The organism is Pseudoalteromonas sp. NEC-BIFX-2020_015, assembly GCF_012952265.1.
Taxonomy (GTDB): domain Bacteria; phylum Pseudomonadota; class Gammaproteobacteria; order Enterobacterales; family Alteromonadaceae; genus Pseudoalteromonas; species Pseudoalteromonas neustonica.
In genome coordinates this window covers 1-16,757 of sequence record NZ_JABCJL010000009.1, presented here as the reverse complement: position 1 = coordinate 16,757, position 16,757 = coordinate 1, and the positions used below count along the sequence as shown (strand labels likewise).

14 protein-coding genes and 1 pseudogene are annotated in these 16,757 nt (G+C 37.5%); 9 read left to right on the top strand and 6 right to left on the bottom strand.

Annotated features, from left to right (window positions below):
* Positions 1 to 4 precede the first annotated feature (4 nt).
* From tsaB to HH219_RS08505, 3 genes are all read left to right on the top strand, one after another.
* The gene (tsaB, locus tag HH219_RS08515; protein WP_169327162.1) at positions 5 to 715 is read left to right on the top strand and encodes a tRNA (adenosine(37)-N6)-threonylcarbamoyltransferase complex dimerization subunit type 1 TsaB; all 711 of its coding nucleotides are present in this window, start codon (positions 5 to 7) and stop codon (positions 713 to 715) included.
* A 59-nt stretch (positions 716 to 774) separates the two neighbouring features.
* The gene (locus tag HH219_RS08510) at positions 775 to 1,107 is read left to right on the top strand and encodes a hypothetical protein (RefSeq protein WP_054454633.1); all 333 of its coding nucleotides are present in this window, start codon (positions 775 to 777) and stop codon (positions 1,105 to 1,107) included.
* Between the two features lie 94 nt (positions 1,108 to 1,201).
* Complete coding sequence (locus HH219_RS08505) at positions 1,202 to 3,226, top strand: EAL domain-containing protein (protein ID WP_211842071.1); 2,025 nt, start codon at positions 1,202 to 1,204, stop codon at positions 3,224 to 3,226.
* 3 nt (positions 3,227 to 3,229) lie between these two features.
* Here the strand turns inward: HH219_RS08505 and HH219_RS08500 are convergent, their stop codons facing one another.
* Positions 3,230 to 4,519, bottom strand: a complete 1,290-nt coding sequence (locus HH219_RS08500) for an alkaline phosphatase (RefSeq protein WP_169327161.1) — start codon at positions 4,517 to 4,519, stop codon at positions 3,230 to 3,232.
* 101 nt (positions 4,520 to 4,620) lie between these two features.
* Between HH219_RS08500 and HH219_RS08495 the strand changes: the two genes are divergently transcribed.
* The 3 genes from HH219_RS08495 (at position 4,621) to rnd (ending at position 8,425) form a co-directional block, all read left to right on the top strand.
* On the top strand, positions 4,621 to 5,472 hold the full coding sequence (locus HH219_RS08495; protein WP_169327160.1) for an alpha/beta hydrolase: 852 nt from the start codon (positions 4,621 to 4,623) through the stop codon (positions 5,470 to 5,472).
* A gap of 120 nt (positions 5,473 to 5,592) precedes the next feature.
* Positions 5,593 to 7,245 carry a long-chain-fatty-acid--CoA ligase FadD gene (gene fadD / locus HH219_RS08490; protein ID WP_064435578.1) on the top strand — a complete coding sequence of 551 codons (1,653 nt, stop codon included), beginning with the start codon at positions 5,593 to 5,595 and terminating at the stop codon, positions 7,243 to 7,245.
* A gap of 49 nt (positions 7,246 to 7,294) precedes the next feature.
* Positions 7,295 to 8,425, top strand: a complete 1,131-nt coding sequence (gene rnd, locus HH219_RS08485) for a ribonuclease D (RefSeq protein ID WP_169327159.1) — start codon at positions 7,295 to 7,297, stop codon at positions 8,423 to 8,425.
* A 572-nt stretch (positions 8,426 to 8,997) separates the two neighbouring features.
* On the opposite strand, the gene minE is transcribed toward rnd, so the two are convergent.
* Genes minE through minC form a run of 3 tightly spaced genes read right to left on the bottom strand, consistent with a single transcriptional unit; the run spans position 8,998 to position 10,782 of the window.
* On the bottom strand, positions 8,998 to 9,261 hold the full coding sequence (gene minE, locus HH219_RS08480) for a cell division topological specificity factor MinE (RefSeq protein ID WP_054203739.1): 264 nt from the start codon (positions 9,259 to 9,261) through the stop codon (positions 8,998 to 9,000).
* Position 9,262: 1 nt separating this feature from the next.
* The gene (gene minD, locus HH219_RS08475; protein WP_169327158.1) at positions 9,263 to 10,072 is read right to left on the bottom strand and encodes a septum site-determining protein MinD; all 810 of its coding nucleotides are present in this window, start codon (positions 10,070 to 10,072) and stop codon (positions 9,263 to 9,265) included.
* 5 nt (positions 10,073 to 10,077) lie between these two features.
* Complete coding sequence (gene minC / locus HH219_RS08470; protein ID WP_054203737.1) at positions 10,078 to 10,782, bottom strand: septum site-determining protein MinC; 705 nt, start codon at positions 10,780 to 10,782, stop codon at positions 10,078 to 10,080.
* A 155-nt stretch (positions 10,783 to 10,937) separates the two neighbouring features.
* Here minC and HH219_RS08465 point away from each other — a divergent pair, with 155 nt between their 5' ends.
* Positions 10,938 to 11,219 (top strand): YcgL domain-containing protein, encoded by a 282-nt coding sequence (locus HH219_RS08465; protein ID WP_054203736.1) that lies wholly within the window; start codon positions 10,938 to 10,940, stop codon positions 11,217 to 11,219.
* The gene (locus HH219_RS08460) at positions 11,200 to 12,249 is read left to right on the top strand and encodes a lytic murein transglycosylase (protein WP_169327157.1); all 1,050 of its coding nucleotides are present in this window, start codon (positions 11,200 to 11,202) and stop codon (positions 12,247 to 12,249) included. The genes HH219_RS08465 and HH219_RS08460 overlap by 20 nt, the downstream gene beginning before the upstream one ends.
* A 989-nt stretch (positions 12,250 to 13,238) precedes the next feature.
* Here the strand turns inward: HH219_RS08460 and HH219_RS08455 are convergent.
* Positions 13,239 to 13,823 (bottom strand): GNAT family protein, encoded by a 585-nt coding sequence (locus HH219_RS08455; RefSeq protein WP_169327156.1) that lies wholly within the window; start codon positions 13,821 to 13,823, stop codon positions 13,239 to 13,241.
* A gap of 415 nt (positions 13,824 to 14,238) precedes the next feature.
* Here HH219_RS08455 and HH219_RS08450 point away from each other — a divergent pair.
* Positions 14,239 to 15,390, top strand: a pseudogene (locus HH219_RS08450) (ISAs1 family transposase).
* An 82-nt stretch (positions 15,391 to 15,472) separates the two neighbouring features.
* On the opposite strand, the gene HH219_RS08445 reads toward HH219_RS08450, so the two are convergent.
* Complete coding sequence (locus tag HH219_RS08445) at positions 15,473 to 16,384, bottom strand: hypothetical protein (RefSeq protein ID WP_169327155.1); 912 nt, start codon at positions 16,382 to 16,384, stop codon at positions 15,473 to 15,475.
* Between the last annotated feature and the right edge of the window lie 373 nt (positions 16,385 to 16,757).

Genomic DNA, 16,757 nt, shown 5'->3' with positions numbered 1-16,757 from the left:
TTCCATGAGTAACCAAATGAATGCTACAACAATCAACTTCTTAGCTTTAGATGCATCTACAGAAGCATTATCTTTAGTGCTTAATTACAACGGCCAAACATTCCATCACTTTGAAGAGTGTCCGCAACAGCATAGTCAAAAAATACTCCCTTTAGTTGATGAGTTGCTTAGTAAAGCAAATTGCCGTTTAAATGACTTAGATGTCATTGGTTTTGGTCAAGGCCCTGGTAGCTTTACTGGCGTTCGAATTAGTGTCGCCATAGCACAAGGTTTAGCGTATGCGTGTAAGTTGCCATTAGTAGGCGTATCCACATTACAAATGATGGCACAGCAGACACATCAGCAAACGGGTGATAAGTCTGTCTATTGCGCGATAGATGCACGTATGGGAGAGATTTATTTTGCTCATTATATGCTAAATGATGAGAGTCTGATGGTGTTACAAGGTGAAGAGCAAGTGCTGAAACCAGATGCACTAATACTGGACAATCCAGAAGGCACAGCAGTAGGAACAGGCTGGAAAACATACCCTAACGCCCTTGATAATTATACAAATATAACAATCAATAACGCTATTACACTGCCTGATGCAGGGTTTATGGTCGCACATATTGATTATGCATTCGCAAATCAGCACACCGTGTCGCCAGCACAAGCTCAACCTAAGTATGTTCGTGACACTGTTACATGGAAAAAGCTACCCGGTCGCGAGTAAGTTGCAACAATGTATATTTTGGCTCATAATTAACCTGATAGTTTAAAAGAGTATCTATTATGGCTTTACCGATTGGTTCTGGTTTTTATACGGGGGATATTCCCGGTAGAATTATCCCTAAAAAAAATGTGCCTAATGTATCTACAGATACGTTAAGTAATGCCATTGCTAATCAAAAACCTGCTGAGTTTGTTAAGTCAAGCCCCGCAGGTGTTGACCTTGCCGCTAAGCTGTCTTTACATACCAATAATACTCAAACCCAATATACACAAACAATTTATGATCAACCTTCACCAAAAGTGAGCAGAGCAATTTCTACTTATACTGAATTTGCAAATTTAGATCGTCGCGCCGAGGTGCAAAGCCTCATTGGTGTTGATATTTATGCTTAAATACTGAATTTATAATTTTTCCCATGCAATATTATCACTTGTATATTTCCCTTAATTCGGTATTGTAGAAAAAAAATAAAAAGAATAAATCGTTTTGCTGGCTAAGATATTTAATCAATTTAATCAAAGTGCTGTGAAGCTATCTTCAAACACATTGATCCTTTCATTGCGTGAAAGTTATATCGCTCTTATTCCTTTTTTCATTGTTGCTTCAGTGATCACATTACTCAATCAATGGTTTGATATTGCGGATAAAGGGGGAAGTCATGAATTTTTAAATACGTTCAATACTTTGGTTTGGGCGTTATTTCCATTAATAACACTCTTGTCATTTAGCTATTATTTATCAAAAAATCTAAAACTACACTCAATTGCAAGCCCTGTGCTGGTGATGGTGTGTTTTGCTGCAAGTACAGGATACATCATAGTAAATGAAGCAGGGATACATATAGATAGTAAAGGTGGGGTTCTTTACTCTATTTTAATGCCGATATTTTGTTGTTACATACTGCATTATTTTGCGTCAATAAATGCACTCAAGTTAGTAGGTATAAGCACTATAAGCTTATTCTTAAGGAAGCATTTAAACCTAATATTTCCTTACTTGCTAACAAGTTTGATAACGTTAATTTGTATTCCCTTCATAAGTGATTTTGGCAATAAAATACTCGCATTCCTTATGAATTATCACCAAGATGCAAGTGTGTTTGATAAAGTTAGTTTCCAAATGATTACGGCTCATATGCTATGGTTTTTTGGTGTTCATGGGGATAATACCTATCATATTTTAGCGCCAGCTGCGTACACTGATTATCAAGTTCTTGAAGGCTTGTCGAGTTATAACTTCTTTTCTATTTTTGTGTTACTAGGTGGAACAGGGTGCTTATGGGGATTAATAATTGCCTGTTATTTACTTAAAAATGCAGAGCATGAACGCAGCATCGCTCGTATTTCAGCGCCATTGGCTGTGTTTAATATAAGTGAGGTAATGATTTATGCATTACCTATTGTATTTAACCCTTATTTTTTAATTCCGTTTTTACTTGCCCCTATTGTTAATGGTTTCATTGCATATCAATTGATAGATCATGGACTTATTGTGCTTAGTGCCAGTGAGAATATACCTTGGTTTACACCCGTTTTATTGAGTGGGTGGATGATCACCCATAGTTGGACAGGCATTGCTCTGCAATTAATGTTAATCGCTTTAAATGTAGCCATTTATTATCCCTTTGTACTTGCAAACCAACGTCACAACATCACAGGTAAAGCGCTAGATATGCTTGTAAAACGCTATAGTGCAGGTCATGTTATTGAAGATAAAGCGGAAGAAAGCTTTGCGAAATCACATTCCGAACAGCATATTGAACAATATAGTCTTAAAACAGTCACTGATGCACTCAATAGTGGCGCATTGGCATTGTATTATCAGCCAAAAATGGATCCCTTAAGTCAGCAGATTGTTGGTTTTGAAGCATTATTACGTTTAATAAAAAATGATGGCGAAGTAATGGGCCCTTGGTTTTTGGCTACACTTGAGCAGCATAAACTAATGCATGTAATTGATAGTTTTGTTATTGATCAATTAGAAGTTGATTTAGACAATTTTGCGCGACAGGGTTTTCATCCAAAAATTAGCTTTAATATATCGCCACAAAATTTGCTTGCTGATGGCTATAAACGTGTAGTTAAAGCTTTCTCTCGATTCCCAAATCAGGTTGAAGTCGAGATTTTAGAGTCAAGTTATATTGAAGATTTTGAATCAACAATTGAATTAGTTAAATATTTAAATAAGCATAATATTCAATGTGCAATGGATGATTTTGGTACTGGGTATTCTTGTTTATCTGTTTTATCTAAGCTTAATATCAATACGATAAAACTGGATCGTAGTTTATTACCAATCGATGGCAATATTAAATCAGCCGTACTTTATCAGCATTTAGCTAAGATATGCGATGAGCTGGGCTTTAAAATAGTTGCTGAGGGGGTAGAGAGTAAATTACACGAAGATGTTGTAAAAAAAGCCCATATACAATGTGCACAGGGCTTTTTATATAATAAAGCGTTACCTTATAATGTTGCTGTTGAATTACTCAAAAAACAACATCATAGATAGCCATTATTTTTTCTGGATAAAGTTAATTAGTTTGTTTGCTATGTCGGTGTTGTTTTGCGACCCTACAAATTGTGTAGAACTTGGCCCGTAAGCAAAAACTTGAACATCGATTGCGGTATGGCCGCCGGTTGTCCAGCCAGTAAAGCTTGCTTTACTAATAATATCTTTTATAGCAAGGTTGAGTGTTTTACTTCCCATTTTCTTTGCTTGCTCAAGCTTAACTTGATTTTCACTGGTGTACTCAATCGTTGTATTTGCTGTCCAAATTGCTTTTAAGTCATCAGCTTCTAACATTAACTTGGTTAATTTAGTCGCTGTAGCTTTAACGCCTTTTACAACTTCAGCCTCCCACTTGTATTGACCATGCGCTCCAAGAGTTAAACCTCCCGTTGAATGATCTGCAGTAATAACAAGTAACGTATCTGGGTTCTTGTCAACATACGCCTTAGCGTACTCGATTGATTTGGCAAAGTCGTCCATTTCGGCCATCGCACATGCGATATCATTGGCATGACCACACCAATCGATTTGACTGCCTTCGATCATTACAAAAAAGCCATCTTTTTTATTTTTATCAAGTAGTTTAAGGGCTTTGTCGGTCATTTTAGCTAAACGAGTTGGGTTTTCATCAAGGGCTGATGGCATTCCTTTTGGGGCAAATAAGCCAATAGCAGGGATCTGATTAATTTGCTTTAAACTATTAAAATCATCACTATATTGGTAACCAGCCGCTTTAAACTCAGCAACCAAATTACGATCGTCACGAATATAATATGCAGTACCACCGCCTAGCATTAAATCGACAGGTAACTTTCCTGCAATTTTATTGTCGATGTAATCATTGGCAATTTCATTATAGTTGCGGCGCGATTCATTGTGTGATGCAAAACTTGCCGGAGTTGCATGATTAATTTGCGATGTGGCAACAAGTGCAGTGATCATCCCGCGTTCTTTTGCTATTTCAAGCATTGTTTTAACAGGCTTTTTATCAGTGTCTACTGCTATAGCCCCATTATAGCTTTTATGGCCGCTACTAAGGGCTGTAGCGCTTGCAGCACTGTCAGTTACATACGTATGATCATCAGGGTATGTATGCGCCATTCCTGTTAATATTGTATCAAAGACCGTGCTTTCAATTTCTTTAGTCGCTGGGTCATCTTTGAAGTAGCGGTAAGCAGTGGTATAAGCTGGGCCCATGCCATCACCAATCATATAAATAATGTTCTTTGGAGTCTGCTCTGCGTATGCATAGCTAGAACACGCTAATGCCAATAGACTTATTTGTTTTATCATTTTAGGATCCCATATATTTTGTGGTGTTATTGTATACACAATGTATGATAATTAAATGTCTTTTACGGTTAAACAAAGTCAAAAAAATGAGGAATGATCCTTTGCAGCCTTTTTTAATTCAAAGTGGTACTTTAGCGTTACATGGACTAACCTTTGGCGAAGGTGATGAAATTGTTATTGGATTACATGGGTGGCTGGATAATTGCCATAGTTTTATACCAATGTTAAAAAACACTCAGTTAGAAGGTAAATGGTACTGCCTTGATTTTCCTGGGCATGGTCACTCAGATTGGCGAAGTAGTGATGCGCATTACTATTTTGTAGATTACATTGATGACATTTATAATTTCATTACCAAAATCACTAATAAAAAAGTGCATTTAGTGGGGCATTCTATGGGAGCGATGGCTGCAGGACTATTTGCCAGCTGTTTTGCCGAAAAGGTAAAATCAGTCACTATGATAGAAGGATTTGGTGTGATCACAACGCCCAGCAACGACGTTGTGCAGCAATTACGTCAAGCAATTTTAAACAGACGCCGAACCAACAAAAAAGCACCCAGGAGTTATGAGTCAAAGCAAACGATTTATCAAGCTCGCGCATTAATGAGTGATTTACCAATTGATTTAATCGCATTATTAATGGATAGAAATATCGCCCAAAGTGGTGGTAAATGGGTACTTACTACCGACCCAAAGCTCAAAAATCATTCAGGTTTTAGATTTGATGAGCAACAATGCATAGCCATTATAAATGAAATAAATGTGCCGTGTCAGTTAATATTAGGCACTGTAGGGTACCCATTTGTACGTGATAACATAAATGATTATAGTAGATATTACAAAGACCTAACAGTAACTGAACTTGAAGGAGGACACCACTGTCATATGCAAAATCCAGTTAAGTGTTTACAGCAAATTCAGGGGTTTATGCTGCAAAATGGTGCATGCTAATTGTATCTTTGCGCCAAATGTGGGATTATTTACCCATTAGAGTATTTGCTCAATTGTGAAGTTGCCTTAGTTAGTTTAAGGTTTAATAAAAATAAATTATAAATAGAACAGGAGCTAAGAGTGGAAAAAATCTGGCTTAAGCGCTACCCAGAGGGTATGCCTGAAACAATCGATCCTGAACACTACAACTCGTTGTTAGAAGTGTTTGAAAAGAGCTTCACTGATTACAAAGATCTGCCTGCTTTTACTAACATGGGTAAAACGCTCAGTTATGATGAAATAGATAGTGCAACTAAACGTGTCGCTTCTTATATTCAAAATGAGCTTGGGCTGAAAAAAGGCGACAAAGTCGCGGTTATGATGCCAAACTTATTGCAAACACCAGTTTCAATATTGGGCATTTTACGTGCTGGATGTGTGGTGGTTAATGTAAACCCTCTGTATACAGTACGTGAGCTTGAACATCAGTTGAATGATTCACAAACATCAGCTATTTTTATACTCGCAAATTTTGCTGACACGCTTGAAAAAGCATTACCACATACAAAAGTAAAACATATTGTTGTCACACAAGTAGGCGATATGGTTGGTGGTTTGAAAAAACATGTAGTTAACTTTGTTGTTAAGCGCATAAAGAAAATGGTACCAAGTTACTCATTACCTAACCCTATCAAGTTTGAGTCTTTACTTGCTGCAAACGAAAACGCGTATAAAAAGCCTGATATATGTTTATCTGATATTGCATTTTTACAATATACAGGTGGAACTACAGGTGTTTCTAAAGGCGCAATGTTAACTCATGGCAACATGGTTGGTAATTTAGAGCAAGTATCTGGTTGTTTAGACAAAGTACTTAACCGTGGTACAGAAGTGGTTGTGACTGCATTGCCGCTGTATCATATTTTTGCATTAACAGCTAATTGCTTAACATTTATGAAGTATGGTGGTTTAAACTTATTAATCACTAACCCACGAGATATGCAAGGGTTTGTAAAAGAATTAAGCCAACATAAGTTCACAGCAATCACAGGTGTAAATACTTTATTTAATGGTTTATTAAATACTCCAGGTTTTGCGGATTTAGATTTTAGTCATTTAAAAATGTCACTTGGCGGCGGAATGGCCGTTCAGCGTCCCGTTGCTGAAAAATGGCAGGCAGTCACTAAAAGTAAGCTAATGGAAGGTTATGGTTTAACTGAGTGTTCACCTTTGGTAACTATTAGTCCGTATGACTTAGGCTCTTATAATGGCTCTATTGGTTTACCTGCACCAAATACTGACATTAAACTAATGTTAGATAATGGTGAAGAAGCAGCCAAAGGTGAACCGGGTGAGTTATGGGTTAAAGGCCCACAAGTAATGTTAGGGTATTATAATCGCCCTGATGCAACAGCTGAATGCCTGCAAGATGGTTGGTTTGCAACGGGTGATATTGCAACTTACGATGATGATGGTTTCTTTTTTATTGTTGATCGTAAGAAGGATATGATTATTGTTTCTGGTTTTAATGTTTATCCAAATGAGATAGAAGAAGTTGTTGCAATGCATGATGGCGTGCTTGAAGTTGCTGCAATTGGTATCCCTCACGATGTCAGTGGTGAACAAGTTAAAGTTTTTGTTGTTAAAAAAGACCCATCTTTAACTGAAAAAGATATAATAAAGCACTGTCGTGATAATTTAACTAATTATAAGGTCCCTAAGCTCGTAGAATTTAGGGATGAGTTGCCAAAAACAAATGTTGGCAAAATCCTCAGAAGAGCCTTAAAAGATTAGCAAGCTAAAAAAGCCGACATAAGTCGGCTTTTTTATTGTAGGAGTTTAAGTGCAATACCAACTGATCAAAACACAAAATCAACTAAATGAGTTTGTAGAGCAAATTAGCAATAAACCAATATTAGCAATTGATACAGAGTTTATGCGTCGACGTACTTTATATCCAGAAGTCGCACTGATCCAAGTGTATGATGGCGAACATTTAGCTTTGATAGATCCACTTGCAGAACTTTCACTATTTGATTTTTGGCAAATATTGCGAGATCCAAAAGTATTAAAAGTACTGCACTCACCATCAGAAGATATTGAAGTATTTCAAAAATACGCGGGGTTTGTTCCTGCGCCATTATTTGATACCCAATTTGCACTCCAGCTTTTAGGAAATGGTAATTGCATGGGGTTTGCGCATATGGTTAAAAATTTACTTGATATTGAAATTGATAAAAGTGAATCACGCACAAATTGGTTACAACGACCATTAACAAACAGCCAGCTAGATTATGCTGCCGCAGATGTATTTCATCTACTCCCGTGCTTTGAGATTATTATTAAGCAAATTAACGATGCCAAATTTTTTGATATTGTTATCGCAGAAAGTGAGTTGATAGCGCAAAAACGAGCTTATCAAATTCCAGATGAACTTTTGTATAAAGATATTAAAAATGCGTGGCAGTTAAAACCTGCTGACTTAGTGATTTTACGAGAGCTTGCTGCATGGCGACGTAATAAAGCAATTCGCAAAAACTTGGCGCTTAACTTTGTTTTAAAAGAACATAATTTGGTAGAGATTGTAAAACGTAAACCTACAAGCTTAAATGCGATGCGAAATATTCCAGACATTGAAAGCAGTGAAGTGAATCGCTCAGGGATTGAAATTTTAAAATGTTTAGAACAAGCTAAACGAGTTGAAATACAGGATCACCCGCCAACCTTGCGCCGTTTAATCGATTTCCCTGATTATAAGAAAGTAGCTAAAGACATTAAGCAAAAAATTACGGCTGTGGCTAAAAAGAACGCCATTCCAGAAGATGTGTTTGCTTCAAAAAAGCAAATCAATCAATTAATCAGCTGGAATTGGAAGCTAGACAGTGAGACACGTAAAACAACACCAAAACCAGATTTACTAAGATCATGGCGTTATAACTATATAAAAGACGCGCTAAAAGAATGGGATGTTTAACGAGTTTATAAAAGGTTAACAACAGGCTTTAACACGGGTATCTGGTTGTTATACACAGCCAGTTTACTTGATTTATGGAAATTGCACCGCTTGGTCGAAGCGATTTACTTAACCAATCCTACTACTGAATGCCTTTTAAGCCAATAATGATAGAACAAGGTTTCCCTGCGGCTACATAAAGAAATGGAAAAATGCTGTTGGTGAGGTTATTGTTTTATTTGTGTTTATGATTCAAAAATTGCAATGCTATTTATCTTAAACTCGGCGCGAGGCAAGGGGGGAAACACTTTTAAACTGTGCCATTACGCAACTGGATACAAATAAAGTTGATGTAAACGAACAAAATGCACAGGCTGTTCGTTTCAACCAACATTGTGGATTTAATATTATTTCGCGTTCGTCACTTGACGCTATGGGTAAACCATTTTCAATCTTTCATATGGCACTTGAAAGTAAAAGCACAACTTTAAATTGAGCCCAAAAAAGGTACTTAACTTATGTCATTAGGCGCAGTATGTAGGTATACTATTATTTAAGTAGGTAAGCGGATGCTAAATAGCACCCGCAGTTTATTACTTTTTTTCTTCGTCAGGCAACGTGACATTTAGCTCTAAAACGGCTAAATCATCTTCATTTTGATCAAACTGTACCTGTACAGCATCAGAATTAATGTTGACGTACTTACGTATTACATCAAGTATATCCTGCTTCAACTGTGGTAAATAATCAGGCGTACCACGTTGTGAACGTTCGTGTGCGACAATGATCTGCAATCGCTCTTTTGCTAATGACGCTGTGTTTTTCTTTTCTGAGCGGAAGTAGTCAAGTAGTGACACATTAACCTCCAAATATCCGTTTAAATAACCCTTTCTTTTCTACATCTAAGAAACGAAAATCGACTGTTTCACCAAGTAGGCGATCAATGGCATCAGCATAAGCTTGGCCTGCATCTGATTCAGAGTCCAAAATGACAGGTTGGCCAGAGTTTGATGCACTTAATACGGCTTGTGATTCAGGGATTACACCTAAAAGTTCAATAGACAGAATATCTTGTACATCTTCTACAGAAAGCATCTCGCCTTTTAATACACGCTCTGGATTATAACGAGTCAGTAATAAATGTTCTTTTATATTTTCTAACCCTTCTTCAGCGCGTTTAGATTTGCTATGCAAAATACCTAAAATGCGATCTGAATCGCGTACTGATGATACTTCAGGGTTCGTTGTAACAATTGCTTCATCAGCAAAGTACATCGCCATCATCGCACCGGCTTCAATGCCCGCCGGAGAATCACAAACAATATAATCGAAGTCCTTCTTTAACTCATTTAAAACACGCTCGACACCGTCACGCGTTAGTGCATCTTTATCTCGCGTTTGAGATGCCGGTAGTAAAAACAACTTATCTACACGCTTATCTTTTATTAACGCTTGGTTTAATTTAGCTTCACCATTAATTACGTTTACAAAATCATAAACTACGCGACGCTCACAGCCCATGATTAAATCAAGGTTACGTAAACCAATATCAAAATCAATAATAACTGTTTTATACCCTTTAAGGGCTAAACCTGTGCCAATTGCAGCACTTGACGTAGTTTTACCTACACCACCTTTACCCGATGTAACGACAATAACTTTTGCCATAAGATTTATCCTTTAACCAAAGCTGAAATTTCTAATGATTCATTTTTTTGCTGGATTTGTGCAGCACTACCCCAGTGTTCGCCTTGTAGAGAGTCGCTAATCCAATAGTTGCCATTAATTGAAACAAGCTCTGCTTCTAGCTTTTGACAAAATATTCGCGCTTCATTATCACCTTGTGCACCGGCAATAGCACGTCCGCGTAATGCGCCATAAATGTGCACATTACCGTCAGCAATCACTTCTGCACCATGGCTAACGGCACCAATCACGATTAAATCGCGATCTTTGGCATAAACTTGCTGGCCAGAACGAACAGTGCCGTGAATTACTTGTGCCGGTAAGTGAACTGTTTTTTCAACAATTGAAGTATTCGCTTCTTGTATAACAGGTTCACTCTTAACGTCTTGTGAATAATTTAAAACAGAAAGGCCTGCTAACTTAGCTTGCGCATGTTGCTCATCAGAGCCATTACATACACCAACAGCATTAAAATGCATGCGTTCGATTAGCGATTTTAAATGTACAAAATCAAGCGTACTGTTTTTTATTTCAATTAAGTTCACAACAATAGGTGCCCCTTCAAAAAAGCGAGGGGCTTGGGCTATTTTTATATACAGTTGTTCTGCTAAAAGGGTTATATCAGTACTATAAAGATGTAAAACTGATAACGTAAAAAGATTCCCTTTTAGCTCAAAAATTTGGTCCGACATACACGCTCATTTGAATTGTTGAATCAGAAATTAATATTAGATAAACCTAGGCTGAATAGGCCCTTAATTGAAATTTCCGATCTAATTATTCTAACTTATTATTAGTCTCATGTTATAGTGTGCGGCACTGTTAAGCAAGATTTTATAGGGTCATAATGCTAACTGCGGTATATAAAAGTAAGAAAAAAGCGGATACCTTCCTCTATGTAGAAAAAAGAGATGATTTTAGTAAGGTTCCGGAACCTTTAATGGCTATGTTTGGTCAACCACATTACGTAATGATTATTAATTTAGCAAAACGTGAGCATTTAGGTGGAGCCGATCTTAACTTAGTGAAAGAAGCATTGTCTGATAAAGGCTTTTATCTTCAGCTTCCACCTCCAGAAGCAAACTTATTAGCTGAACTCAGAAAGCAAAATGGAGCTGATAGTGACTAAAAAAGTAATGAAAAATTTGTCTGCTATTTTATGTAGTGCTTTTATTTGTACAACTAGCACATCTGTACTGGCCAATACACAGGCTAAATTTGATGAATATGTTGCCAATCTAAAGCATGAAGCAGCGCAAAAAGGGTATGACAACTCGTTAATTGAACAAGCCTTTGCGACTGCAAAGTTCAAAAAAAAGGTTATTTCGGCAGATAAAAGCCAGCCAGAAGTAAAAGAAACTCTGGAAGGCTATTTACCCAAACGTGTTCCACAATGGAAAATCGACCGAGCCCGTAAGTTATATGCACAAAACAAAGAGCTGCTAGAACAAGTTGCAGCCGAGTTTGGCGTGCAAGCGCGATTCATAGTAGCGTTATGGGGACTTGAAAGTAACTTTGGTAAAATTCAAGGTGGGCACGGTGTTATTTCATCTGTTGTTACGCTCGCCTTTGATGGCCGCCGTGAAACCATGTATAAAAATCAACTTTGGGCAGCGCTGGATATTCTAAAAGAAGGGCATATCACTTTAGATAAATTTAAAGGGTCTTGGGCAGGCGCTATGGGGCAAACACAGTTTATGCCAACATCGTTTAATGCCTACGCCGTAGATTATGACAATGATGGCCGCAAAGATATTTGGACAACCCAAGCAGATGCATTTGCTTCAATCGCGAATTACTTAAAACAAGCAGGTTGGAATGACGATTTAACGTGGGGCCGCCAAGTTAAATTACCAGAAGGCTTTGATAAAAATTATATATTAAAACGAGGAACACGAACGCGTAAGCAGTGGCTTGAATATTGGGCTGATTCTGAGCGTTCATTGGCTGATTGGCAAGCACTTGGTTTACGTAAAATGGACGGCACTGACTTGCCAAATGTAGATGTAACCGCGGCGCTAGTTATGCCTGATGACATGGGCGGTCGTATGTATCTTGCCTATGACAACTACAAAGCACTGATGCATTGGAACCGTTCTTACTACTTCGCCACCAGCGTTGGCTATTTATCTGATCGCATTGGGTATCCAGCGATTTAGTAAATAATTAGATGCTAGGATCTAGGTAACTAGGTTCTAGGGTGTTTTTAGAAAGCGCGAGTATATCTCGCGCTTTTGTTTATAAAGAATATATAAGCGAGTTAGAAGCGGTAAGCTTTAAGTTGTAAACTAGGTGTTAAATTTGGCTACGTAGGTTGGGTAGAGTGCAACGAAACCCAACGAAAAAATACCCTATCAGTCTTTACCTCGACTTAGTATTAACAAGCCTTTTAGTTCTTCACTTTTTTATTCTGCATTGTGTTTAAAGCCCTTAAAGTGATTTATTCACAAAGAGATTAAGAGACGCTGCGCTTAAGAGAAGACATTAAAATTTATAAGTAACAGGGTAGAAAATAGACTGCTTTTCATCATAAGCACATAGTCAAAAATTTTGATGTCTGAAGACAAGATTTGACCCCATTGTTTTATTGTGTTTAAAGCCCTTAAAGTGATTTATTCACAAAGAGGTTATGAGACGCTGCGCTTAAGAGAAGATATAAAAGCTAGTTTAGAGCGGTAAGCTTTAAGCGTTAAGTTCAGCGTTAAAATTGGCTGTGTAGGTTGGATAGAGTGCAACGAAGCCCAACGAAATATATCCTACCTGTCTTTACCTCAGCTTAGTATTAACAAGCCTTCCATAGCTCTTTTTGGCTTTAATTTATTTACGGTGATTTATTTGCTTCGCATGATAAAAGTAAAATTTGCGAGTATTGCGAAACAAATAATACCTAAAAAGATTAGTAACCAAAATAAAGCTAATGGAAATTGGCTTTTAGAGATAACAATAACTGTAAGGTAAAATACAGTTACTAATGCTAATAATATTAAACCAAGCTTTCCCATAAAAGTTTTAACATTGCCATTTATCATTCTTCCTCCCGTTATTTGCTAAGTTTTGTAACGAAAGCCAACAAAAATAGTCTATCAGTTAACATCAATATTTTGCATTATCGGCTGTATTATAAAGTGCTGATAGCTAACTTTGTAATTTACTCGCTGTTGAGCTTTTTAAGTAATCCTTGCTTAGTATCAGGCCACTCCGTATCTATGATCGAATAAACGGCTGTATCCCTGACTGTCCCGCTATTTGAAATTATATGGTTGCGTAATATTCCATCTTGCTTTGCGCCTATCCGCTCTATGGCTTTTCTAGAAGCTGTGTTATGTAAGTGAGTACGAAACTCTACTGCAATTGCACTATACTTCTCAAACAGCTGTTTAATAAGGAGGTACTTACATTCTGTATTAACTTTAGTCCCCCTAGCTGCATTTGAGTACCAAGTATACCCAATTAAAGCCCGTCTATTCGGCTCATCAACATTATAAAAGCGAGTTGTACCAACTATCTGATTAGTAGCTTTAACGCGTACAGCATAAGCTATATTACCTAGAAGCATCTGTTTAATTGCATCGTTGACATACTGGTGCATTGTGTCTGGGGTTGGTACGTTAGCAAACCATAATTTCCAATGCTCTCCATCTTTGACTGCTTCAATCAGTGATGGTACGTGTTCTAAAGTAAGGGGCTCTAGAGCTACATATTTCCCTTCAATTAAGCTTTTTTCTATCCACAAAACTATCAATCTCCTTTTGCCAACTAACGAGCTTTGTAGTATAACTCGTTTTTAATTTATTGAGTGTTTAACCATAACTGAGTTCCTCTTTTGGTTCAATCAGTTACTTCTATTTCACGTAAAAGATAAAAGAAAACTTGATGTTGTTTTAATTGGTTTTTTGCAAGGTGTCACAGGTGTTTGAGTCGCTTATTTTAGTAGGGTAGGGCTCATAAAAAGGAATTAACATTGCGCAGGCAATGACTATTTAGCTTCACAACGTTTAGCATCATTGGGAGATATTTGGATCAATATTCATTACGGGAGGCAGGGCAAGCGGGTGAAAAACATACAAGTAGTTTTTGATCATTTGACCGATCCTAATGATCGTGGTTTATAATAGTCTTTGCCTGTATAAAACATGAAATAAACGACTATCAGCCAAGCTTTTAATCAACTAACCGACCCAAGAAACTCTGCCAGTGTCCGCCATCCACTTATCAATATTCTGAGTATCACTATTTGCGCTATTATCAGCGGTTGCAATAATTTTAACGAGATAGAAGAGTACGGATAGTCAAAAGTAAAGTGGTTACGGAAATTTTTAGACCTGAGAAATGGTATTCCTAGTCATGACACTTTTAATGACGTACTCAATCGCCTCAACCCAACTGAATTTAACAGCGCATTTACCAAATGGGTCACTGAAATAAGTGAGAATAAAGAAGGTGTGATTGCTCTGGATGGTAAAGTGATGCGTCGTACATTAGATAAAGCCTCAGGTATGCCCGTAACTCATTTAGTCAGTGCATGGTCTGTTGAAAATAATTTTTGTTTAGGGCAAGTTAAAGTCGCTGATAAATCGAATGAAATTACCGCTATCCCCATTTTGCTTGAGCTCCTTGACATAAAAGGAGCGACAATTACAACTGATGCCATGGGGTGCCAATATAAAATCGGTGAGCAAATAGTCTCTAATGAAGGGAACTATGTACTAGGACTTAAGGGGAATCAAGGGGAGATTTATGATGATGTTAAACTACATTTAGATACCCAGCTCAACACGCAATTTAAAAATATCTCTCACAGCGTGCATTGTTCACTCAATGGTGATCACGGACGAATAGAAAATAGAGAGGTTTGGTTAACGACAGAGGTAGATTGGCTGGTAGCGCGACACCCACGATGGAAAAGTTTAAAAAGTATTGCCGTAATATGTTCAACACGAGAGGTAAATGGCGTAAGCTCCTATGAGCAGCGGTATTATCTTAGTAGCCATAAAGATAAAGATGCTGCATTTATTGCAGATGCTATTCGTACTCATTGGCATGTGGAGAGTAAATTACATTGGCAACTCGACGTTAGCTTTAATGAAGACCAAAACCGTTTACGCAGTGGGTATGCAGCTCAAAACATCGCGTTAATTAATAAAATAGCCCTTAATCTATTGAAGAACGAAAAAAGTGCAAAGGTTGGAGTGAAAAGCAGGCGGTTAAAAGCGGGGTTGGGACAATGCTTATATGATGAAAGTGCTAACCGTTGGGCTAACTGTATAAAATCAACCCGTTTGCCCTGTTACGGGAGGTGAACCGCCCATTGCACTTCCTGTTAATAAAAAGCGCATGATGGGTGGTGTAGGGGCTGGAGGTTAGAGACCTCCGGCTACCCGATTAAGTCTCGATTGAAAAGTAGCAACATATTTTATATAAGTTTTCTTTTGTTTTTAGGCAATCAACACGTTCCCACAAATGAACCAATGCCGAAGCAAGAGTAATTTGATGTATATTTCGCGTTGAGTTATATATCAAGATTTTAACCTTCTCATGAAATTTACTTTGATCATTGCTACCCACTAACTGTTCAAATACTTCCTGGTTAATTACGTCATCAACATCAGGGAAATTCCAATCAGATTGTTCAATAATGAATTTTAATACTCTTTGTTTAAATTCAGTGCTGACAGAGTCCTCACACTCCAACAACCACGACAAACAAATTAAATTATGCCCCCAAAATCCAGGTTGAGTTACAGCTTTTAAAATAGCCTGCTCAACTGATATATCTTGAGTGATTAACTCTGTCTTTTTTGGGTATTCGATGTGATTTTTATTGTAATAAGTTGAGGTGACAAACTCAGTAAACCTTTCTATCGCATATGGTATTTGTTGTTCATTCAAGTTTGGCCAGAGTTTCTTAAATGCTAGAAGTATTGAAACTGTATGCAGCAAATACTCATTCCCTTCAATGGCTTGTTTTTCATAAAATGAAAAAATTGCTTCAATACTTGAGTGCTCTAACCAATTTTTCATTGCTACGTAAGAGGCTGGAAATAAACCACGTTTTAGAATCCCATCAATCCTTTGCAGATTAAAATGCCGATTTTCCACTCTTGAACTAAATAAACACTCGGTAGACAACTCATCATGAGCAATTAATTCATGACACTTTTCCCATCCTTTATTATCAAAGCCATCAATTCTTTTTTCTAAAAAAGATGCAGATAAAAAAGCTTTAAGGCTATGTGACTGATGTATTATTGCTGTTCTACAAAGAGCGTCTTTAAGAACACTAGATTTATTCACCAAAACTCCTTAGAGACTTAACGCCGCGTTAAGCGGACAAAAATTGTGGGTTATAATGTGTAGCGAAGCGAAACGTAACCCACTGTTTTTGTTGCATTTAAACGCCTTGTGTACGCCCGGCATGGGCATTGACTTATGAGGTGAAAGTCCTCTGTAGGAAGATCACCGTTTAAATAACACACTGTTATTAAACGATAGACACTCGCAAATGGCAAGGGCTAAATCGTGAGAGATAGTCTGGAGGACGCCGCTAGCATTCTTTATAAAAATAAGTGCGAGCTGATGAACAAAAACATCATATAAGGCGTAGGCTGGAGACGAGCTAGCACAAGATAGCGAAGTCATGTGATCTAACGGCCACCGTAAATGATGC